Origin of the sequence: Streptomyces sp. NPDC090741, from assembly GCF_044769045.1 — a bacterium.
Classification (GTDB): domain Bacteria; phylum Actinomycetota; class Actinomycetes; order Streptomycetales; family Streptomycetaceae; genus Streptomyces.
In genome coordinates, this window is sequence record NZ_JBIVXF010000005.1 from 106,402 (window position 1) to 125,478 (window position 19,077).

Here is a 19,077-nt window from a genome sequence, read left to right on the forward strand (position 1 = left end):
CGCGCGGCCGCTACATCCGCAGCTCCTGGGTGCAGCACTTCACGCTGCCGCCGCCCTTGAGCAGCTCGCCCAGGTCCATCGGGACGGGCTCGAAGCCCCGCTCCCGCAGGGGCTGGAACAGTCCGGCCGCCGCCTGCGGGAGCAGCACGTTGCGGCCGTCCGAGACCGCGTTCAGGCCGAGGGCCGCCGCGTCCTCGTCACCGGCGATCAGCGCGTCCGGGAACAGCCGCCGGAGCACGGCCCGGCTGCCGGGCGAGAACGCGGGCGGGTAGTACATGACCTCGTCGCCGTCGAGCACGCAGAGGGCCGTGTCCAGGTGGTAGTAGCGCGGGTCCACCAGGTCGAGGCCGATGACCGGGCGGCCGAAGAACTCCTGGGCCTCGTCGTGCGAGAGCGGGCTGGAGCGGAAGCCCCGGCCGGCCAGGATGTAGGTGGCGGTGACGGCGAAATCGCCCTCGCCCTCGTTGACGTGGGACGGCTCGTGGACGTGCTCGAAGCCGTGGGACCGGAACCAGTCGAGGTGGATCTCGGCTTCGGCGGTGCGCTCCGGGTAGGCGAACCGGGCACCGAGCACCCGGCCGTCGACGACGAGGGCGCCGTTGGCGGCGAAGACCATGTCGGGCAGTTCCGGGTCCGGTACGAGCGTCTCGACGGTGTGGCCGAGCGAGCGGTAGCGGTCCCGGAGGTCTTCCCACTGGGCGTGTGCGAGGGGCAGGTCCACCGGTTTCGTGGGGTCCATCCACGGGTTGATGGAGTACGTGACCTTGAAGTGTGCGGGTGGGCACATCAAGTAGCGCCGGGGTGTGGCGACTCTGCGCAAAGAAGGCTCCTCACGACTCACGAGAGATGTCGAGAGAATCGTCTCTCCTCAAGGGAAACCGCGCAGTGAACTGATTGGGTGGTTTACGGAATGACACAAAGACGAGACATCCCGCGTTGATAATTTGTCCGAATGAGCAGCAGATCGCCTGACGCCAAGGCCCCCGACCCCGCCCGCCGCAACGACCGCTCCCGGCGGGCCATCCTCGACGCGGCGCTCGCGCTGGTCGCGGAGGTCGGCTACAACAAGCTGACCATCGAGGCCATCGCCGCCCGCGCGGGCGTCGGCAAGCAGACGATCTACCGCTGGTGGCCCTCGAAGGCGGCGGTCCTGCTGGACGCCTCGCTCGCGCTCTTCGGGGACGCGGAGACGGAGGCCGACCGGACGGGCTTCCCGGACACCGGCGACCTCGCCGCGGACCTCAAGCTGGTGCTGCGGGTGACGGTGGACCAGTTCAACGACGAGAGGTACGCGGCCCCCACCCGCGCCCTGACCGCCGCCGGGGCGACCGACCCCGAGCTGAGCGCCCGTTTCACCGAGCAGCTGCTGGAGCCGCAGCTCGCCCTGTACGAGACGCGGTTGCGGGCGGCCCGGGAAGCCGGACAGCTCGCGCCGGACGCGGACCTGCGCCTGACGGTGGAGATGCTGGTGGGGCCGCTGACGTACCGGTGGCTGATGCGGACGGGGCCGCTGACGCACGCGTTCGCGGACGGGCTGGTGGACCGGGTACTGGGTGGGGTGGGCGCGGTGACCGGGGTGTCGAAGGTCACCGAGGGCTGACGGGCCGGTGGCCGGCCGGGGACAATTGGCCGAATTTCACTGGTATGTGACGGTATTCCGCCTGCCGTTGTGCGCTCTCCGTGCACCTGTCCCCCACCCCCCGGTGGGGGATAGCGGTCACCCGGACCGCAGGATGGTGGGACCATGTGAGGGTCTGCCGGGGAAACGGTGAGGTGAGGGGATAGATGGGGTCTGAGTCCGGCCGCGTCAAACGCGGCCAGCAGAGCAGGATTTCCCAGTGGCTGCGCCGGCGGCCCAAACCCTCCCCCGAAGATCCCGAGCGCGCACGCGAGGCCCTTCTGCTGTCCGTGGCCGCCGCGGGCCTGCCGCTCGCCCCCGCCGCCCATCCCGCCGGCTACCGATGTTCGTGCGACCGGATCGGCTGTCCCACCCCCGCACGCCACCCCCTCTCCTTCGCCTGGCAGACGCAGTCGACGACCGACCCCGCACAGATCGAACGCTGGGCACGCAACCAGCCGCAGGCGAACTTCATCACCGCGACGGGCATGGTCCACGACGTACTGGACGTCCCGCTCGAAGCCGGGGCGAGCGCGCTGGACCGCCTGCTCGCGGCGGGCGTGGAGGTCGGCCCCGTCGCCGAATCGGGCGGTACGGGCGACCAGGCCCGGATGCTCTTCTTCACGGCGACGCGCGGGACCCCCGAGGACGAGGACGAGTGGTGGCCCTGCGAGCTGGACTGCCACCCCGAGACGATGGACGAGCACCCGGGCCTGCGGTGGCACTGCCGCGGCAGCTACGTCCTGGTCCCCCCGGCCGCCCTCCCCGGTGACCTGGCGGTGACCTGGATCCGCGGCATGGAGAACCCCCTCCCGGACCCCCTCACCCTCCTCGAAACCCTGACGGACGCCTGCGCCACGTACGCGGTCGCGACCACCGAAACCCCCTCGGCGGCCTGGCCCCTGAGCCGCTAGGGGGCAGACACCCCTGGCGGGTGTCCGCCCCGGCCCTGGGGCGGTCAGTGGATCTGGGTGACCACCACGTCCAGGGCCCAGGCCTTGGCCGGCTTCGCGGGGGCCTCGGCCTCCACCGTGTAGCCCAGGTCGCGCAGCGTCGTGACCAGCTCGGCCGGGGTCGCGGGGACGGCCCCGGCGACGAGCAGGTCCCGTACCAGCCGCCCCTTCGTGGCCTTGTTGAAGTGGCTCACCACCGACCGCTTCTCCACCCCGTCCACGACCTGCGAGTGCAGCACCCGCACCGTCGCCGTGCGCCCCGCCACCTCACCCTTGGGCTTCCACGCCGACGCATAGGCCGAGGAGCGCAGGTCCAGTACCAGCCCGTCCCCCGCCACGGCCGGCAGCACCGCCGCCATGGGCTCCCGCCAGTACGCCCCCAGCGCGCCCAGCCCCGGCAGCTTCACCCCCATCGAGCAGCGGTACGAGGGGATCCGGTCCGTCACCCGGACCGCGCCCCACAGACCCGAGAACACCATCAGCGACTGCTCCGCCGACGCCCGCGCCGACGCCGGCAGGTCGGCCAGGCCCAGCGCGTCGTACAGGACGCCGGTGTAGATCTCCCCGGCCGGCCGGGCCACCGCGGAGCGCAGCCCGGCGTTCTTCGCCACCTCGCCGCGCAGCCCCTCGCTCAGACCGAGCACCTCGCGGGCCTTCGCCTCGTCCCCCGCACACAGCTCGACCAGCTCCTCCAGCACGGCCGCCCGCGCCCCGGCCAGTCCCGGCAGCGACAGCGTCTCCGGCTCCAGGGGCGCGCCGGAGCCGCCGGCGGCCTTTCCCTCGGACGGCGGAAGCAGCACGAGCACGGTGGTTCTCCTTCAGTACGACACGGCGCAGGGGGTGCGGCCCCCGAGTCAGGGTAAGGCTCTCGCCGCGCCCCCGGCGCCCACCGGACCTACGCTCGATCCATGCCACGCCGTCATATGCACATGACCGGCGCAGACGGGGCTGCCCTGCGGGCCGCGCTGCGTGAACTGCGCACGGAGCTGGGCGTGCCCGGGGAGTTCCCGGCTCCGGTGCTCGCCGAGGCCGGGCAGGCGGTCCGCGCCCCGCACCTCCCCGACCGCGACGCCACCGACCTCCCCCTGTTCACCATCGACCCGCCCACCTCCCGCGACCTGGACCAGGCCATGCACCTGGCGAAGCGCGCGGGCGGCGGCTACCGCGTGCACTACGCCATCGCCGACGTCGCCGCCTTCGTCACCCCCGGCGGCGCCCTCGACGCCGAGGCCCACCGCCGCGTCACCACCCTCTACTTCCCCGACGGCCGGATCCCCCTCCATCCGCCCGTCCTGTCCGAGGGCGCGGCCAGCCTGCTGCCCGGCCAGACCTGCCCGGCGCTGCTGTGGCGCTTCGACCTGGACTCCGCCGGACGCGTGGAGACCACCGAGGTCCGCCGCGCCCTGGTCCGCAGCCGGGCCAAGCTGGACTACGACGGCGTCCAGCAGGCCATCGACTCCCGGACCGCCGAGGAGCCCCTCGCCCTCCTGAAGGACATCGGCCGGCTCCGCGAAACCCTGGAGCAGGAGCGCGGCGGGGTCTCGCTGAACGTGCCCGAGCAGGAGATCGTCGCGCAGAACGGCTCGTACGCCCTCGCCTACCGGGCCCCGCTCCCCGCGGACGGCTGGAACGCCCAGATCTCCCTGATGGCCGGCATGGCCGCCGCCGAGCTGATGCTCGCCGCCGGCGCCGGCATCCTGCGCACCCTCCCCAGCGCCCCCGACGGGGCCGTCGGCCGGCTCCGGCGCACCGCCGCCGCCCTGCGGATCGACTGGCCGCACCACATGCCGTACGCCGAACTCGTCCGCAACCTCGACCCGCACCTCCCCGCCCACGCCGCGTTCCTCCAGGAGTGCACGGCCCTGCTGCGCGGCGCGGGCTACACGGTGTTCACCGGCGGCGCGACCCCGGAGCCCCTCCTGCACGCCGCGGTGGCGGCCCCGTACGCGCACTGCACCGCCCCGCTGCGCCGGCTCGTCGACCGGTACGCGGGCGAGCTGTGCGTGGCGGCGGTGGCCGGGGTCGAGCCCCCGGCGTGGGCGACGGCCGCGCTGGACGCGCTCCCGGAGCGGATGGCGGACGGGAGCAGGCTGGCCAACACGGCCGAGCGGGAGTGCGTGGACCTCGTCGAGGCGGCCCTGCTGAAGGACCACGTCGGGGAGACCTTCGAGGCGACCGTGATCGACGTCAAGGAGCACGAGCCGCTCGTGGGCACGGTCCACCTGGAGGAGCCGGCGGTGGTCGGCCGGGTCGAATCGCCGTCCGCGCGGCTGCCGCTGGGCGACCGCATCCGGGTCCGGCTGACGGAGGCCGACCCGGGCCGGGCGAAGGTGCTGTTCGCCCCCGCCTGAGCGGATGGGCCCCCGCCGGGTATGGCCCCGGGCGCCCGCCGCCTGTCATCATCTGCGCAGCAGGCGGGGGAGGCCGGCGATGGGTTCCGTCTACATGTCCGTACGGCCGGCCGCACCGGCAGCAGCACCGCCGGGCGTCCCTGCGGGCGCGAGCCGCCGCAGGCCCGCCGCCGCGCTGCGCCCGCACATCGTCAACTACACCGGGTTCCGTACGGAGTTCACCGCGCCCCGGCGCAGGCTGGAGCTCCCCACCGGGTACGTGACGCTCGTCTTCCCCTTCGGCGAGGGCCTGTGGGTCTCCCGTGGCGGGGAGGAGCCGTCCGCCCCCCTGCGGCCCGCCGCCGGGGCCCTGATCAGCGGCCCGCGCACCGGCTGGGCGATCGGGGTGCACGCGGGCGCCGTGCACGGGCTGGAGGTCAACATGAGCCCGCTCGGCGCCTACCGGCTCTTCGGCATCCCCGTGACGCACTTCGGGGAGGCCCGCGTGGACCCCGCCGACGTGCTCGGGGCCGCCGGCCGGCACCTGGCCGAGCGGCTCCAGGCTCTCGGCACCTGGCCCGAGTGCTTCGACCTGCTCGACGCGGTGTTCACCGCCCGCCTGGAGCGGGGGCCGGTCGCCGCGCCCGAGGTCCGCGGCGCCCTGTCCCGGCTGTGGGCCGACAGCGGCTCCCTGGCCCTGGCCGCCGCCGAGACCGGCTGGAGCGCCCGCACGCTGCGCGCCCGCTTCCGCGAACAGGTCGGCCTGTCCCCCAAGGGCGTCGCCCGGGTGTTCCGGCTCCAGCACGCCCTGCGGCTGCTCGCGGCCGGTGTGGCCCCGGCCCAGGTCGCGGCGGCCTGCGGCTACCACGACCAGGCCCACTTCGGCCGGGACGTGAAGGCCCTGACCGGGCTGCCGCCCTCCCGCTTCGCGGTCCTGCGCGGCGGGCTGCCGCCGGGCTCGGCCCTGGACCGGGTGCCGGGCCGGATCACCAGCCTGCTGCTCCCCGACGAAGTCCCTGGTGAACAGCGGCTGTGAACTGCCCGTGCGTGCCGTTTTTGACAAGACACGGACGCCTGTTCCTTGCCACGCTCGGCGCACGACTCCTCATCCCCCCGGAGAGTCCCGACGCAGTGCGGCAGCCCGTCACGGGGGTGCGGGTTGCCGCAGTGCGGCCACCAGCGTGCGCGGGTCGTCGGCGTGGAAGCGGATGGTGCGGGCCTCGGCCCGGGATCCGAGGGGCCGGGTGAACGGGAGCGGCCGGGTCAGCTCCAGGGTCACCGTGGTCTGGCTGCCCACGATCAGGTCGAGCACCCCGTCGCCGGAGAGCGTGACGAGCCGGCCCTGCGGATAGCGCCGGTCCACCCGGACCGAGGCCACCGCCTCCGGCGGGACGACGAGGTCGAACAGGGCCCCGTACCGGATCCGAAGGGAGCCGTCCCGGCGGACCACGTGCGGCCGGTTCACGCAGGCGGCGTGCATCGCCAGCATCAGCAGCACCCCGTACACGTCGAGGACGAGCACCACCCGGTGCACACCCGGCCAGGGGATCAGGACGGACAGCGCGACGGTCTCGACCAGGGCCACGAACACCAGCCCGTACATCATGGCCGTCTGCGGTCCGGTGTACCCGGCGGCGAGCTCGCCCGCGCCCACCCCGTGCGGCGGCCTGCGCAGCGCCCACCTCCCCAGCGAGACGCCCGCGCGCAGCTCGTGCCGCAGCAGCCTCCGTACGGGCACGGGTACGAGGGCCCGCACCGCCTCCCGCACCGCCTCCCGCGCCGCCTCGCGCGCCGCCCGCTTGCCGCTCATCCCCGGCCCCTCTCCACGAACGCCTCCATGACCCTGCGGACGACCTCCGCCTGCGCCGGGGCGAACTCCGCGAGCAGCGCCTCCTTGAACCCCTCGCCGGCCACCCCGCCGCCGGCCGGGATCGCGTCGAAGACCCCGTCGGGCACGGCCGCCACCATCGCGGCGGCGAGCGGCGCGATGCGCGGGTCGTCCACGGCGGCGTCGGCGAGCTCGTCGAGCCGCTCGTACAGGGCGAGGACCGCCGGATCGGCGGCCACCGGGCCGAGCGCCGCGTACAGTTCGGCGCCGCCGGCGCCCACCGCGTCGAGCAGCGTCAGGTGCTCGCGGTCCATCGCGGCGGTCGGCGAGTCCGTCTCGGGCGCCTTGGCGAGCAGCGCGGCGAGGGCGGGCGAGAGCGGCCCGTCCTCCCCCGGCGGCGCGGCCCGCAGCGCGGCGAGCCGCTGCCGCCGCTCCCGGATCGCGGCCTCCTGGCGGGCCAGGTCGGCGTCGAGCTCTTCGAGTACGTCGGCCAGCTCGCGCCCCGCGTCGTCCGCGAGCACGTCCCGGACCTCGTCGAGGCTCAGCCCGAGCTCGGTGAGCCGGCGCACCCGGGCCAGCAGGACGGCGTCGCGCACGCTGTACGCGCGATAGCCGTTGGGGCGCCGCTCCGGCTCCGGGAGCAGCCCGACATGGTGGTAGTGCCGGATCGCCCGGGTCGTGACCCCGACGAGCTCGGCGATCTCTCCGATCCGCATGCCCTCCAGTAGAAACCCTGCCGTTGCGTCAAGGTCAAGCGCGGCGCCCGGCGCGGGTAGCATGGTCACTCGCAGAACAACCGGAGCGGGCGGCCGCGTCGGGATCCCCGGATCCCGCCGAGGAACGTCCGGGCTCCACAGGGCAGGGTGGTGGCTAACGGCCACCCGGGGTGACCCGCGGGACAGTGCCACAGAAAACAGACCGCCAGGGCTTCGGCCCTCGGTAAGGGTGAAACGGTGGTGTAAGAGACCACCAGCGCCTGGGGTGACCCAGGCGGCTAGGTAAACCCCACCCGGAGCAAGGTCAAGAGGAGTCGTCTTCGGACGGCTCTGCGCGAACGTTCGAGGGCTGCCCGCCCGAGTTCGCGGGTAGACCGCAGGAGGCCGGCGGCAACGCCGGTCCTAGATGGATGGCCGTCTCCCCGGCGACCGCGAGGTCACCGGGCGACAGAACCCGGCGTACAGCTCCGGTTGTTCTGCATAACACCCTCTGACCTGGGTTTTCCCGGGTCAGAGGGTGCTTCCATATGACGCTGGGGAGAATCTGGGGAGATCCACTCGGCTAGGACTCGTCGGGCAGCTCGGGGGGCGCTTCCGGGGACATCCACTTCCCCAGCGCGCTCAACGCCCGATGCCCGGACTTCGGCATGAAGTGCACGTAGGTCCGAAGCGTGAAGGCCGGATCGCTGTGCCCCAGCCATGCAGCCAGCTGCGTAATCGTCTCACCCTCAGACAACACGATACTGGAGAACGTGTGCCGCGTGACGTGGAAGCCATCCTCGCGCGCCATCTTCCAGTGGACCCTCGTCCAGGACTTTCGCCCGTTCGGCGACTGCTTCACCTCGCGCTCCGGCTTGGCTAGAACCCCGGCCTTAACAAGGGCTGGCTTCCACTGATACTCGTCGAAATTGTTCCGCTTGATCGCCCCGCCTTGCGCGGCGCTGGTGCGGGCGGTGGTCACTAGTAGACGTACAGATCTTGTGGGGCGCTTCTCCCACTCCAATGCCGGCCGGTCAGGGTCAACCCAGGGCAGGGTCACCTCCACCGGCGGCCGTCGCTTGACGTACTGCTTGATGGCTTCGGCGAGTTCTGCCGGGCAGGGGGCGGTCCTCACCTTGTTGCCCTTGGGCGGAGCAAACGCGAGACGTCCGCCGACGACGACAATCTGCCGCGTCACATTGATCTCGCCCCCGTCGATGTCATCGGGCGAGAACGCAAAGCACTCCCCCTGCCGCATGCCTGCTCCGACCGCCAGATCCAGCAGGACGCCGTACCGCTCACCCAGCGCCGAACGCACCGCGAGTACCTGCTCCTTCGTCCACGCTTTCGCCTTCGACGGCGGCGCCGACGGAGCTGAGAGATCTTCGTCGCGAAACGGATTCTCAGCGATGCGCCGCGCCTTGTGGGCCGCCTGCATGATCGAGGAGAAGTGCCGCCACACAGTGCGGACCGTGTTCACGTCGATATCCTGCTCGACCCTCGTGAGCCATGCCTTGACCTCGTCGTGCCCAATGCGGTTCAGCGGCAGGTGCCCCACATGGGGGAGGATGTGGCCGAACACCCTAAAGCGCATGGACTCTTTGGTCGTCGGCGGCTTGCGCAGCGTGGGCCACCAGTAGGTTTCAACATACTCCCTCAGGAGCATGTTGCCGTCCCGCGGATCATAGAAGGTGCCTCGCGAAGTGTCAGTCGCCGAGTCCTTCAGCCACTTCTTCGCACCCTCGGGGCCTTCGAGTTTCTCGAAGGAGCGATCCTTGACGCCTGGGATGCCGGCCACCCGCCAGCGCTTCCCCTTGCCGTGGCGGTCTGTCTCAACCCGCGTGGGCTTGCGTGTGACCGGATCGGACGGTCCCTTCTTGTACCAGCGGTCCTCGATGTAGCCGGGCAATGGTGCCTCCGTCTCGCGGATCCTCGGGGGAGTCGATGGTGACGATCTCCCCCTTCCACAGCTGGAACCACTGGCCGCCGGCGAAGAACTCCTCGCAAACGGCGTTCATGGTGGCTATGACGTCTTCCAGCCTGGCGTTGCGGTCGATGCGAACAACGATTGCGCCCCGCTTCTCGCGGAGATCGATCACCTGACCAGGCTCCAGATCGGCGAGTTCATAGATGGCGCGCAGCATGAGCCCTCCCCGGGTCAGCACACCTGGTACGGATGCGACCAGTTGTGCACGGTGGGTGAAGACTCTACGACTGACCGAGATTGGCCACAATCGGTTGAAGCGAATACATCCATGGAGGCCGGGAGGTCAGTCCTCGCGCTTGGCCTGCTCGGCCGCCTCGATCATCGCGCGCCACTGCCGCAGCTCAGCCTTCGACTTGCCTGCGAGGTGTCCGACGATGATGCGGACCTCCTCGTCGTAGCCGGCGAGCTCTGTGGCCTCGTACTCCAGCCACTGCTGCGCCGCCGCTTCTTTGACCCGGCGTTCCGTCTTGCGGAGGCCGACGGCGATGGCCCTCAGCTGGGCGGGCGAAGGCGGCGATGCGGGCGGGTTGATGACGAGCTTGTTCAGGTACTGCTTGACGACGGTCGTCCCGGTCTGAGCGTCGACGCTGCGGTCAGCGAGCTGCTTGTACGAGAGGCCTTCGTTAAGAGCGTCCTGGATGAGGCGGGAGAGCGCTCCGAGGGCGGGGCTGGGCGCGACCGGCTCTGGGGCGGTGGCAGGCACCGTCATCTCCACTTCCTCTCCATGCGCGTTCACGTGGTCTGTCTCCATTGCTGCCCGATTCAACCAGAGAAATCGCAGGTCAGGCCGTACAACCATCCCGGATCGCAGACGAATCGTCTACAGATCAAGGGTATCTGCACTGGAACTTTGCAGATACCCCAGATCCGGCCGTCCTGTTTTGTGGACAGACTGTCCCGGATGTGGTTAGCTCATCTCAGTCAAAGCAACTCCATCTCACTGGAGATCCATTGAGCCGCCGCTACGCAATACGCGACCGGAGCATCCTCAGATGGGTCATGGACCACCCCGGTAGCGGTGCCCCCTACTCCGTCCGAACCCTGGCGCAGGCTGCCGGGTGTACGGCCGGACTGATAGGCGGACTCCTCACCGGGCGTCAGAGAACAGCATCCGTGGACGACGCGCACTCCATCTCGGAGGCCGTCGGCGTGGCGCTGCTGGTCCTTTTCGCACCCTCGTCGTCCCCGAACGGGGACGATTCGTCCACGGAATCACCTACGGCTGGAGTGAACAGTGAAGTACCGCCCGCGTAAGTACGTCGCCCCGCCGGAAGGGAGCCTCTGGTCGGATGAGGCCGCCAGGTACCTCGGCATCGCTCTGACGACCCTCTACAAGTGGCGCCAGAACGGCTACGGGCCGGAACCGCACAACGTGGGTCGCAAGCTCGCCTACGAGCTGACCGTGCTGGATGCCTGGCTGCACGACCAGGGCCGCACGAACCGCAGGCCCGTCGCTTCCGCCGCCTAGCTGCGGCTATGCGGCCACTGACCGCCGGTGACCTGGAAGTAACCGGCAAGTCAGGGCCTCCCGAAGTTCCGCCCCTCACCTGCACATCACTGCAAGGAGAGAAGAGGACCCCGATGTCCCACATCATGCCCGATCCGGTCGTGGACCTGATCGAAGCCCACTACCCGGATCGCATCCGTGAGGCCGCGCAGGCCACCCGGAAGGCCCGCTTGTACTTCCTGCTGCCGGAGTCGGTCGAGGCCCGCGAGCGGTCGATCTCGACGATGCACGCCGCGGCGAAGGTGCTGGCGACGTACCCGCAGGCAACGGAGGTCGTCCGATGAGCACTCCGACGCCTCGCACGATCGCCGACTTGGATCGTCCGCTGCCGGAGCTGGTGGCCGCGATCGGCGCATCCCAGCCCCGCCCCCGGTACACGCCGTCGCCGCAGGAGCTGGCCCGTCTGGCCGCTGCGGCCGAGCATCTGGCCCAGGTCGCGGCCGGTCTCGGGCTGACGCCGGAGGAGTACGCCAAGTCCGGCGGCAAGGCCGAACGGCGACACGACGTCCTCGACCTCGACGCCGACTCCTCCTGCCCGTTCGAGGGCGCCTGCAGCTACCCGTACCTGACCGCCGGAGGCCAGTCGTGAGTACGACGGTCGGCACGCTCAGCGTGCACCTGACGGCGGACCCCGCCGAGATCAAGTCCGAGCAGTTCGGAATCCACTCGTGGCTGCGGCTCGGCCCGGTCACTCTCCACACCGACGGCTCGTCGCCGGAAGCGCTGCGGGCCATGGCCGCCGCACTGCTCGACGAGGCCGCCCGGCAGGAATGCGCAGACCTGGAGCGTGCCGCGTGACGACTGTCATGGAGCCGCGCCTGCTGGACCAGCTTGAGGACCAGCTGATCGCCATCGAGGCCGCCTACCTCCGGCACTACGGCGCCGACATGGGTGCCTGGCCCGCCGAGGTCTGGTATCTCCTGCGGGCTGCCCGCCGAGACGCCTGCCAGCCGAACCTCCCTCTGTACAGCCGGCGCTCGTCGGCTCACACCCGCCGCCACCACTTGGCCCGGCTGCCGTTCCGCATCGACCAGGTCGCCCCGGGCGCGGTGTCGATCCTGCTGACCCACCAGTCGGACGGGACGCCGCAAGTTCTGGTTCGGGATGAGTCGGGTGCCCGCATCAATCTGCCGCGGGGCGCTTCCCGGTACTTGGCGGAGCGGCTGCGGGCGGCGTTCACGGCGGACTGGTCGGTGCCGCAGACGTGGCGGGCCGACACGAACACGCTGACGGCCTGGGGGTCGCGATGACCCGCTCTAAGACGGTGACGTCGCCCCTGCTGAACGAGCCGCCCGCCGAGGTCGAGAAGCCGGCCCGCGTCGTCGACCCGGACTACGCCGACACCCTTCGCGACCGGTTCATCGAGCCGAACCCCGACGTCTGGTTCACGAGTCTCCGGAGGCCCCGATGACCCTCCGCCGTGCCGCCGCCCTGGACGCCCTCGCGGGCCTCGCCTCGCTCCTGCTCCTCGCCCTCGGGCGCCATCTTCAGACCGGAGGAACCCGATGACCGAGCCCACGCCCCTCGACCCGATCAGCGACATGCACCTGTTCGCCCTCCACGCCCACGTCACGATTGGCATGCGGGTCGCCAAGGACGTCACCCCGTCCGTGATGTGGGAGCGGGCTTCGGGCACTGCCGCCGCCTGGTACGTGCACCGGCTGCTGGCCCGCCTGGCCGAGGTCGACCCGGACGGCGTGCTGGCCTTCGTCAAGGAGCTGAACGACGAGGGCGAGATGCCGGAGATCACCGACCCGTTCGGTGCGGCTGAGGCACTCGGCTTCGACCCGCAGTCGTGGATCGACGCCGAGTTCGCCCGCCAGGATGCCGCGAAGGCGGTGGCCTCCGATGGACGCTGACACCCGCCTCGCCGAGCGTGACCCGTTCTGGCAGCAGCAGATCGACAAGCACGTCGCCTCACGTGGCCAGCACGCCGACCCGTCCGCCTGCGGCACCTGCCGCGCCGCGGTCAAGGACGGCAAGCCCGTCGAGGACGACGAATGCGCCCAGCGGGCCATGCTCATCCAGCCGCCGGACATGCCCTGCTGGGAAGTCCTGACCGAGATGACCGACCAGGAGAAGGCGGACCTGCCGGCCCGCTTCCACCTTCCCATCTTCGAGAGCTGCGGGAAGCCCAACGCCTGGCTGTGCGCTGTCTGCTGGGGCGACGGATGGTCGACCGCCTGGCCCTGCGCCACTGCCGCCAAGCACGGCACGCAGGTGTTCACGCCGGACCACGAGGCGGAGCAGCACCAGAAGCAGCTCCTGGCCCGAATCGCCGACCTGGAAGCAACGCTCGAACGGTACGTCGGCAAGGAACCGACGGTCGCCGAGGAGATGGCGTACCTGAACCGCTGCCTCAACGCCGTGCACGACCTGTGCCGGGAGGCGGACCGAAAGGGCGTCACGTCGGGCGGCATGTTCACCGTCTCCTCGGTCCGCGAGGCTGCTGGCCCCGAGAACCGGATTGAGGACGAGGTGGCCAGGCTGCGCTCCCTCCTCGCAGATCGGGACCGTGAGATCGCCGAGTTGCGGGCCGCCGAGCCCACCCTCGACGACGACCAGCCGGGAGTGCCGGTATGAGCCTCCTCGGTATATCCCGCCCGCCGCGTGCCCACCGCGCGGTCGACGAGGTAGTCCGCCTCCGTCACCTGCTGGCCAGGGCGCACGCCGGCCTCGGCCTGATGCGCCGCCAGCTGGACGCGGCGACGGCTGGCTGGGACACCGCGAACGCGAAGGTCAGCCAGCTGGGCGAGATCGAAGCCCAGCTCGCCGAGACCACGCAACGAGCGGACGCCTTCGAGGCCGAGGCGCGCGCACTCCGGTCGCAGCTCGCCAACGCCCGCAAAGTCTCCGGCCTCGCGGCCCACCCGGCGGTCGCGGAGACGCAGCCGATCCCGGTCGTTGTCCCGCTCCACCTCTCGCCGCTCGCCGGCACCGCCCCGAGCCACCTGCCGGGCCTCTGACTGCCCGGGGCCGCGCATCCAACGGACCGCGGCCCCGGGACACCAACCACACGCAGGACGCCCCCGCCGAAGGCTAGTCGGCAGGGGCGCACCCCAAGCATCCCAGGAGACAGCAGTGTCCGTGAACACCAGCGCCCACAACCTCCACCGAATGCTCAAGCAGATCTCGCCCCACGTGGCCGACGACGACACGCTCCCCGTCCTCAATGCCGTCCGCATCGAGGCTGAGGGCGGCAACCTGTTCACCCTCGCCACCGACCGGTACACCATGGCCGTCGCTCGAATCGGAACCGTCGAGACGGAAACCTGGCAGGCCTACATCCCCGTCGAGTCGCTGCCTGCAGTACTGGCCTGGCTCCACGTAGCTGACACCGGTGTGGTCCAGGTGGCGGCCGACCGCGATGACAGCGGCAACATCGCCCTCGCCCTGGCGACCGCCACGAGCAACATGCGCATCACCGCGGACAGCAGCGACTACACCCACTATCCCAACTGGCGGAAGACGATCGGGGACCAGCTGGAGTCCGACATGGGGCCGGTCCCTATGACCACCTTCACCACCGAGTTCCTGGCCCGCTGGGAGGAGGCGGGGACCGTACTGCACGCATGGCAGGCCGGCCCCCGAAAGGCGCTCGTCCTGGCGGACGACGACGCCCAGTTCCTCGGCCTGCAGATGCCAGTTCGCTTCGAGAACGCCCAGCGTGAGCCGCTGATCAGCCAGTGGCTCACCGCCTTCAAGCCGACCGTCGAGATCGACGGCATCGCGCACCGCCTCGACGGAACGTGGCTGGACGCGGACGACGACGAGTGGGAGTTCACGGGTCGCCGCAACCAGTCGGGCGAGCCGCTCATGTCGCTGGTCGGCATCGAGGGCGACGACCACACGTTCGCCGAACTGATCAAGAGCTTCGGGCCTGTCAAGCAGCCCGCCGCCTGACCCATCCCAGACCGGCCGTCGAGCGCTCCCACGCTGCTCCGGCCACGGCCCCGCCTCCACCTCCCCCCTGGGGGCGGGGCCTTCCACACCCTGAGAGGCACGACATGAGTACCTCGCCGCCGCTGACGTTCCCGTCCGGTGCCACCGTCATCCTCGGGCCGAACTCCACGGAATCCGACTGGCATGCCGCCCGAGCCACCGGCATCGGGGGCAGCGACATCGCCGCGATCTGCGGCCTGAACCCCTACACCAGCCCGCTCGAAGTCTGGCTCCGCAAGACCGGCCAGTTCGTTCCCCGCCGCAAGGACCCTGTCCTCGACGAGGCCGCAGAAATGGGCCACCTCCTCGAACCGATCGTCGCTACCCGGTTCATCGCGAAAACCGGCCTGTACGCGGCCGAGGGACCGGGGACCCTGCGCCACCCTGCCGGCCCGTGGGTCGCGAATCTCGACCGGGTCACGATCGAGGACGGCCGGCCCGGAGTGGTGGAGATCAAGACGCGCTCCAGTTACGCCCTGCAGGACTGGTTGGACGAGCCGCCGACCGACGTTCAAATCCAAACCCAGTGGTACCTCGGCGTCACTGGCTGGGAGTTCGCCTACACGGCCACTCTCATCGGCGGGCAGCGGACGATCATTCATCGACTCAACCGGGACGACCGGATGATCGCCGACCTGCACGGTATCGGCGAGGAGTTCTGGGGCTGGGTTGAGTCCGGAACCCGGCCGCCACTCGACGGCAGCCACGCCACCGGCCAGCTCCTCGACCGGCTGCACGCCCACTCCACCCGCGACGTCGTGGTCGCCAACCCCGCCGAAGTCGAGAAGTGGCTGAAGATCCGCGCCACCGCCAAGGAACAGGCCGAAGCCGCCGACATCGCAATGACCGAGGCGGACAACCACCTCAAGGCCATTGCGGGCGACAAGACCGACGTTCACATCCGCGGCGACCTCGCCTACTCCTGGCGCCCCCGCAAGGGACAGATCGCCTGGAAGGCCGCCGCCCTCGAAGCCGACCCCGACATCGACCCCGAGGCCTACCGCGGCAAGCCCACCCGCACCCTCCGGATCCACATGGAGAACCTGTGACCACCGCAGCCCGAAACGCCGTCGCCCGCCGAGCCCAGAACGTCGGCGCAGTACAGGAGACCGGCGAGAACCCTCCAACCGACCTCGCCCAGTTCGTCAACAGCATGGCCGGTGAACTCGCCCGAGCCGTCCCCAAGCACCTGACGGGCGACCGCATCGCCCGCATCGCACTCACCTCTCTCCGCACGACCAAGCACCTCGCCGAATGCACGGTCGACTCGTTCGCCGGCGCCCTCATGAACTGCGCCCAGCTCGGACTGGAGCCGGGCGGCCCCGCCGGCGAGGCGTACCTGCTGCCGTTCTTCAACCGCCGGCTGGGCGTGTACGAGGTCCAGCTGGTCATCGGCTACCAGGGCATGGTCAAGCTGTTCTGGCAGTCCCCGATGGCTCGCCACCTCGATGCCCAGGTCGTCCATGAGAACGACCACTTCGAGTACGAGTACGGACTCGAACCCCGCCTCGTACACCGGCCGTCACTCACTGGCCGCGGTCGGCCGATCGCCTACTACGCGGTCGCCTCGATGACGAACGGCGGTTCCGCCTTCGCCGTCCTGTCCCCCGACGATGTCGAGCGGATCCGACAGCGGTCCAAGGCCAAGGACGACGGGCCGTGGAAGACGGACTACGACGCGATGGCGAAGAAGACCGCCATCCGCCAGCTATTCAAGATCCTGCCCAAGTCCTCGGAACTGGCCCGCGCCATGGCCCACGACGAGTCGGTCCGCACGGACCGCAGCCTCGACGCGATCGACGCCCCCGCCTACATCCCCGGCGAGACGGTCAACGAGCCGCCCGCCATCACCAGCGGCAACACGCCTGACGCGACGGCCGACAACGGCGCCTACGACTGGCCCGAGGCCACACAGCCCGGCGCCGGCAACCCGCAGTAGCAGCACTCGGGCCGGCCGCGGGATAGGCGGCCGGCCCGCCCCAAGCAGAGCACACGCGAGAGGACCATGCCATGACCCTCACTCCCGAGCAGGCCCGCAACCAGGCCAACGCTCTCCTCGCAACGATGTTCGCCAACGTCTCCCAGTGGGACGCCCGAGTGTTCGACCAGGCCATCGAGGCGATAGCCGGCGACGGCCAGCCGTTCGGCATGAACGACCTCCGCGCTGTGCTCCCCGACATGGGCCGGAAGGCCGCCGGCCTGTACTTCCGCGGCCTGGCCACCCGCCGTCCGCAGCTCCTGATCTGCGTCGGGGAAGTCACGTCGATCAACGAGAAGGCCCACGGCAAGGCCGTGAAGACGTATCTCCTCACCGGGGCGGGATGGGCCTGGCTGGCCGAGCGGAAGGCCGCCCGGCTCGCACCGAGGGAGCAGGCGGCGTGACCGCCGGCGAGACGGCCATCGCATGCATCGGCGCCGCGGGACTCCTCGCCCTCGCCGCCCTCGCCGCCAGCTGGGCCTTCGACCGGTGGCACAAGCCCCGCACCACCCGCCGCTTCCAGCGGACCGCCCGCCAGGCCGCCCGCACCGAAGCCACCGTCGCCAACGACGTAGCCGCAGCCAAGAAGGACCGCCTCAAGCAGGCCGCCGACGACCTCGCCGACTGCCTCGCCATCTGGGACGCCACCCAGCACGACATCCCCCACCAGACCCGCCGGACGGAGGAAGACCAGTGACCACCAAGCCGCTCCCGCCCCACGGCAGCCTCTCGCGCCACAAGTACCACGGATGCAAGTGCCGTACCTGCTACGACGGGTTCAACGCGTGGCAGCGCCAGCACAACGCCGCCAAGCGAGGCGACACCTACAGCGGGCTCGTCGATGCCGAGCCCGTCCGACAGCACCTCCTGCAACTCCAAGCCGCGGGCATCAGCACCACAAAGATCGCCAAGCACTTGGGCTGCCACCCCTCGAACGTCACTTCCTTCGTCAGGTCAACCGGCGCTGGCCGCCCCCGCAGGCGCCGCACCACCCCCGAGCACGCAGCCCGAATCCTGGCCGTGACCGCCGACGACCTCCTCCCGGGCACGGTCGACTCCACCGGCACCCGTCGGCGAATCCAGGCTCTCGCAGCCATCGGCTGGCCGCTCCGGCAGCTCGGCCCCATCATCGGCGTTCACCCCACCTGGGTTGACGACCTCATCAAGAAGGACGTCACCAGCGGCCAGACCGCCCACTCGGTTCGCCGGGCATACGAGCAGCTGGCAGCCAGGAACCCGGAGCGGTACGGCGTCAGCAAGGTCAGCGTTCAGAGGGCCCGCCGTCGCGCCGCCAACCTTCGCTGGCCCACCCCGAAGTACTGGGCGAAGTTCCCCGACGGCATCGACGACCCGCACTTCACGCCCGAGTACGGCATGACGAAGCCCGAGCGCCTCGCCGAGGAGGCCGTCTGGATGGTCACCGTCGCCGGCGTCCCCCGGACTGAAGCAGCCACCCGACTGGGCCTCACCTTCGGCGAGGTCGACGAGGCCCTCGCCCGCAACGACATGCGAAAGGCCGCCTAATGGGCACCTCCTGGCGGGCCGCCCGCCCCACCTGCAAGCACGACCACCCCTTCCCCGACAACCTGCGCCGACTGCCCAACGGCTGGGCCTACTGCCGGGCGTGCGAGCGGAATAAGTACGTGCCGGCTGCGCCAGACGTGGCCGCCGTCAAACGAGCTGTCGTCGGCGACCCGCCCGGCCGGCTGACCCCCAGGGAGCGCGAGATCGCCGTGCTCACCCTGACGCGCCGCGGACTCCCGGCATGGCTGATCGCCGAGCACGTCAAGTGCACGCCACGGACCGTCCACCGCATCCGAACCCGCACCGCCGCGGCCTAGCCGCTTCCCCACCCGCACACGACAAAGCCCCGCGGTGAACGCGGGGCTCGAGGAGAGGAGGAGCTATGGAGTCAGGACTTCGTGGCGGCGGGTACCGCCGTCTCGCCGAGCGCCTCGAGGGCGCGCTCGTAGAAGTCGAAGGGGACGATCACGGCCGCCTCCTTGCCTCGGTTCATGAGGACGGTCGTCTCGCCGGCGAACCGGGCACGGGCGATCACTTCGCCAAGGACGTTGCGAGCGTCGGCGATCTTGTCGCGGTGCTCGGTTCGGGTCGCGGTCATGCAACCACAGTAGCGGATTCGCTGCGTACTACAACAGCGCAAACTCGCTTTCTTAGCTATGATAGCTACGTAGGTGTCGGCGTGTCGGACCCGCCCTAGACCCCCTGGTTCCACGCG

General features: G+C 70.7%; 28 protein-coding genes and 1 other RNA gene. 21 read left to right on the plus strand and 8 right to left on the minus strand.

The annotated features are described in order from the left end of the window. Positions 1-10: 10 nt before the first annotated feature. Positions 11-841, minus strand: coding sequence for a dimethylargininase (gene ddaH, locus ACIQU4_RS15235; protein ID WP_403729890.1), 831 nt, complete (start codon positions 839-841; stop codon positions 11-13). Between the two features lie 111 nt (positions 842-952). Between ddaH and ACIQU4_RS15240 the strand changes: the two genes are divergently transcribed. Together ACIQU4_RS15240 and ACIQU4_RS15245 are read left to right on the plus strand one after the other, a co-directional pair. Further along, complete coding sequence (locus ACIQU4_RS15240) at positions 953-1,600, plus strand: TetR/AcrR family transcriptional regulator (RefSeq protein WP_403729893.1); 648 nt, start codon at positions 953-955, stop codon at positions 1,598-1,600. Positions 1,601-1,785: 185 nt separating this feature from the next. Then, positions 1,786-2,532, plus strand: coding sequence for a bifunctional DNA primase/polymerase (locus tag ACIQU4_RS15245; protein WP_403729895.1), 747 nt, complete (start codon positions 1,786-1,788; stop codon positions 2,530-2,532). A 44-nt stretch (positions 2,533-2,576) separates the two neighbouring features. Here the strand turns inward: ACIQU4_RS15245 and yaaA are convergent, their stop codons facing one another. After that, positions 2,577-3,377 (minus strand): peroxide stress protein YaaA, encoded by an 801-nt coding sequence (gene yaaA / locus ACIQU4_RS15250; RefSeq protein ID WP_403729897.1) that lies wholly within the window; start codon positions 3,375-3,377, stop codon positions 2,577-2,579. A 102-nt stretch (positions 3,378-3,479) separates the two neighbouring features. On the opposite strand from yaaA, the gene ACIQU4_RS15255 reads away from it, so the two are divergent. After that, positions 3,480-4,922: an RNB domain-containing ribonuclease gene (locus ACIQU4_RS15255; RefSeq protein WP_403729900.1), complete on the plus strand. Its 1,443-nt coding sequence runs from the start codon at positions 3,480-3,482 to the stop codon at positions 4,920-4,922. Positions 4,923-5,001: 79 nt separating this feature from the next. Beyond that, positions 5,002-5,937: a helix-turn-helix domain-containing protein gene (locus ACIQU4_RS15260; protein ID WP_403729901.1), complete on the plus strand. Its 936-nt coding sequence runs from the start codon at positions 5,002-5,004 to the stop codon at positions 5,935-5,937. A gap of 108 nt (positions 5,938-6,045) precedes the next feature. On the opposite strand, the gene ACIQU4_RS15265 is transcribed toward ACIQU4_RS15260, so the two are convergent. Together ACIQU4_RS15265 and ACIQU4_RS15270 are read right to left on the minus strand one after the other, a co-directional pair. Beyond that, entirely contained in the window at positions 6,046-6,711 is a 666-nt protein-coding gene (locus ACIQU4_RS15265; protein ID WP_403729903.1) for a hypothetical protein, read from the minus strand. Then, on the minus strand, positions 6,708-7,445 hold the full coding sequence (locus ACIQU4_RS15270) for a MerR family transcriptional regulator (protein WP_403729905.1): 738 nt from the start codon (positions 7,443-7,445) through the stop codon (positions 6,708-6,710). The genes ACIQU4_RS15265 and ACIQU4_RS15270 overlap by 4 nt, the downstream gene beginning before the upstream one ends. Positions 7,446-7,522: 77 nt before the next feature. On the opposite strand from ACIQU4_RS15270, the gene rnpB reads away from it, so the two are divergent. Next, positions 7,523-7,923, plus strand: an RNA gene (gene rnpB, locus ACIQU4_RS15275) — RNase P RNA component class A. Between the two features lie 84 nt (positions 7,924-8,007). Here the strand turns inward: rnpB and ACIQU4_RS15280 are convergent. The 3 genes from ACIQU4_RS15280 to ACIQU4_RS15290 form a co-directional block, all read right to left on the minus strand. Continuing rightward, on the minus strand, positions 8,008-9,333 hold the full coding sequence (locus ACIQU4_RS15280; RefSeq protein ID WP_403729908.1) for a tyrosine-type recombinase/integrase: 1,326 nt from the start codon (positions 9,331-9,333) through the stop codon (positions 8,008-8,010). Further along, positions 9,257-9,568: a hypothetical protein gene (locus tag ACIQU4_RS15285; protein ID WP_403729910.1), complete on the minus strand. Its 312-nt coding sequence runs from the start codon at positions 9,566-9,568 to the stop codon at positions 9,257-9,259. The genes ACIQU4_RS15280 and ACIQU4_RS15285 overlap by 77 nt, the downstream gene beginning before the upstream one ends. 126 nt (positions 9,569-9,694) lie before the next feature. Then, a complete protein-coding gene (locus ACIQU4_RS15290; RefSeq protein ID WP_403729912.1) occupies positions 9,695-10,147 on the minus strand; it encodes a hypothetical protein in 453 nt (150 codons plus the stop codon). Between the two features lie 498 nt (positions 10,148-10,645). On the opposite strand from ACIQU4_RS15290, the gene ACIQU4_RS15295 reads away from it, so the two are divergent. The 16 genes from ACIQU4_RS15295 to ACIQU4_RS15370 all read left to right on the plus strand — a co-directional run bounded on the left by ACIQU4_RS15295 (position 10,646) and on the right by ACIQU4_RS15370 (position 18,679). After that, positions 10,646-10,879, plus strand: coding sequence for a helix-turn-helix transcriptional regulator (locus ACIQU4_RS15295; RefSeq protein WP_403729915.1), 234 nt, complete (start codon positions 10,646-10,648; stop codon positions 10,877-10,879). Between the two features lie 113 nt (positions 10,880-10,992). Beyond that, positions 10,993-11,202, plus strand: a complete 210-nt coding sequence (locus ACIQU4_RS15300; RefSeq protein ID WP_403729918.1) for a hypothetical protein — start codon at positions 10,993-10,995, stop codon at positions 11,200-11,202. Then, entirely contained in the window at positions 11,199-11,507 is a 309-nt protein-coding gene (locus ACIQU4_RS15305) for a hypothetical protein (RefSeq protein WP_403729921.1), read from the plus strand. The genes ACIQU4_RS15300 and ACIQU4_RS15305 overlap by 4 nt, the downstream gene beginning before the upstream one ends. Continuing rightward, positions 11,504-11,716 (plus strand): hypothetical protein, encoded by a 213-nt coding sequence (locus tag ACIQU4_RS15310; RefSeq protein ID WP_403729923.1) that lies wholly within the window; start codon positions 11,504-11,506, stop codon positions 11,714-11,716. Before ACIQU4_RS15305 ends, ACIQU4_RS15310 begins: the two co-directional genes overlap by 4 nt. After that, positions 11,713-12,168 carry a hypothetical protein gene (locus tag ACIQU4_RS15315; RefSeq protein WP_403729926.1) on the plus strand — a complete coding sequence of 152 codons (456 nt, stop codon included), beginning with the start codon at positions 11,713-11,715 and terminating at the stop codon, positions 12,166-12,168. The genes ACIQU4_RS15310 and ACIQU4_RS15315 overlap by 4 nt, the downstream gene beginning before the upstream one ends. Continuing rightward, positions 12,165-12,329, plus strand: coding sequence for a hypothetical protein (locus tag ACIQU4_RS15320; RefSeq protein WP_403729928.1), 165 nt, complete (start codon positions 12,165-12,167; stop codon positions 12,327-12,329). Before ACIQU4_RS15315 ends, ACIQU4_RS15320 begins: the two co-directional genes overlap by 4 nt. Positions 12,330-12,423: 94 nt before the next feature. Further along, a complete protein-coding gene (locus ACIQU4_RS15325) occupies positions 12,424-12,777 on the plus strand; it encodes a hypothetical protein (protein WP_403729930.1) in 354 nt (117 codons plus the stop codon). After that, on the plus strand, positions 12,767-13,501 hold the full coding sequence (locus ACIQU4_RS15330; protein WP_403729933.1) for a hypothetical protein: 735 nt from the start codon (positions 12,767-12,769) through the stop codon (positions 13,499-13,501). The genes ACIQU4_RS15325 and ACIQU4_RS15330 overlap by 11 nt, the downstream gene beginning before the upstream one ends. Further along, positions 13,498-13,884, plus strand: a complete 387-nt coding sequence (locus ACIQU4_RS15335; RefSeq protein ID WP_403729936.1) for a hypothetical protein — start codon at positions 13,498-13,500, stop codon at positions 13,882-13,884. Before ACIQU4_RS15330 ends, ACIQU4_RS15335 begins: the two co-directional genes overlap by 4 nt. A gap of 115 nt (positions 13,885-13,999) precedes the next feature. Beyond that, positions 14,000-14,821, plus strand: a complete 822-nt coding sequence (locus ACIQU4_RS15340) for a phiSA1p31-related protein (protein ID WP_403729939.1) — start codon at positions 14,000-14,002, stop codon at positions 14,819-14,821. Positions 14,822-14,925: 104 nt separating this feature from the next. Continuing rightward, positions 14,926-15,909, plus strand: coding sequence for a YqaJ viral recombinase family protein (locus ACIQU4_RS15345; RefSeq protein ID WP_403729942.1), 984 nt, complete (start codon positions 14,926-14,928; stop codon positions 15,907-15,909). Next, positions 15,906-16,799 carry a recombinase RecT gene (locus ACIQU4_RS15350; protein WP_403729945.1) on the plus strand — a complete coding sequence of 298 codons (894 nt, stop codon included), beginning with the start codon at positions 15,906-15,908 and terminating at the stop codon, positions 16,797-16,799. Before ACIQU4_RS15345 ends, ACIQU4_RS15350 begins: the two co-directional genes overlap by 4 nt. 71 nt (positions 16,800-16,870) lie before the next feature. Beyond that, positions 16,871-17,242 (plus strand): hypothetical protein, encoded by a 372-nt coding sequence (locus ACIQU4_RS15355; RefSeq protein ID WP_403729948.1) that lies wholly within the window; start codon positions 16,871-16,873, stop codon positions 17,240-17,242. Continuing rightward, positions 17,239-17,535, plus strand: a complete 297-nt coding sequence (locus ACIQU4_RS15360; RefSeq protein ID WP_403729950.1) for a hypothetical protein — start codon at positions 17,239-17,241, stop codon at positions 17,533-17,535. The genes ACIQU4_RS15355 and ACIQU4_RS15360 overlap by 4 nt, the downstream gene beginning before the upstream one ends. Then, positions 17,532-18,362, plus strand: a complete 831-nt coding sequence (locus ACIQU4_RS15365) for a hypothetical protein (RefSeq protein ID WP_403729952.1) — start codon at positions 17,532-17,534, stop codon at positions 18,360-18,362. Before ACIQU4_RS15360 ends, ACIQU4_RS15365 begins: the two co-directional genes overlap by 4 nt. Further along, on the plus strand, positions 18,362-18,679 hold the full coding sequence (locus tag ACIQU4_RS15370; RefSeq protein ID WP_403729953.1) for a hypothetical protein: 318 nt from the start codon (positions 18,362-18,364) through the stop codon (positions 18,677-18,679). Before ACIQU4_RS15365 ends, ACIQU4_RS15370 begins: the two co-directional genes overlap by 1 nt. A 71-nt stretch (positions 18,680-18,750) precedes the next feature. On the opposite strand, the gene ACIQU4_RS15375 is transcribed toward ACIQU4_RS15370, so the two are convergent. Further along, positions 18,751-18,960, minus strand: a complete 210-nt coding sequence (locus tag ACIQU4_RS15375; RefSeq protein WP_403729956.1) for a type II toxin-antitoxin system prevent-host-death family antitoxin — start codon at positions 18,958-18,960, stop codon at positions 18,751-18,753. Between the last annotated feature and the right edge of the window lie 117 nt (positions 18,961-19,077).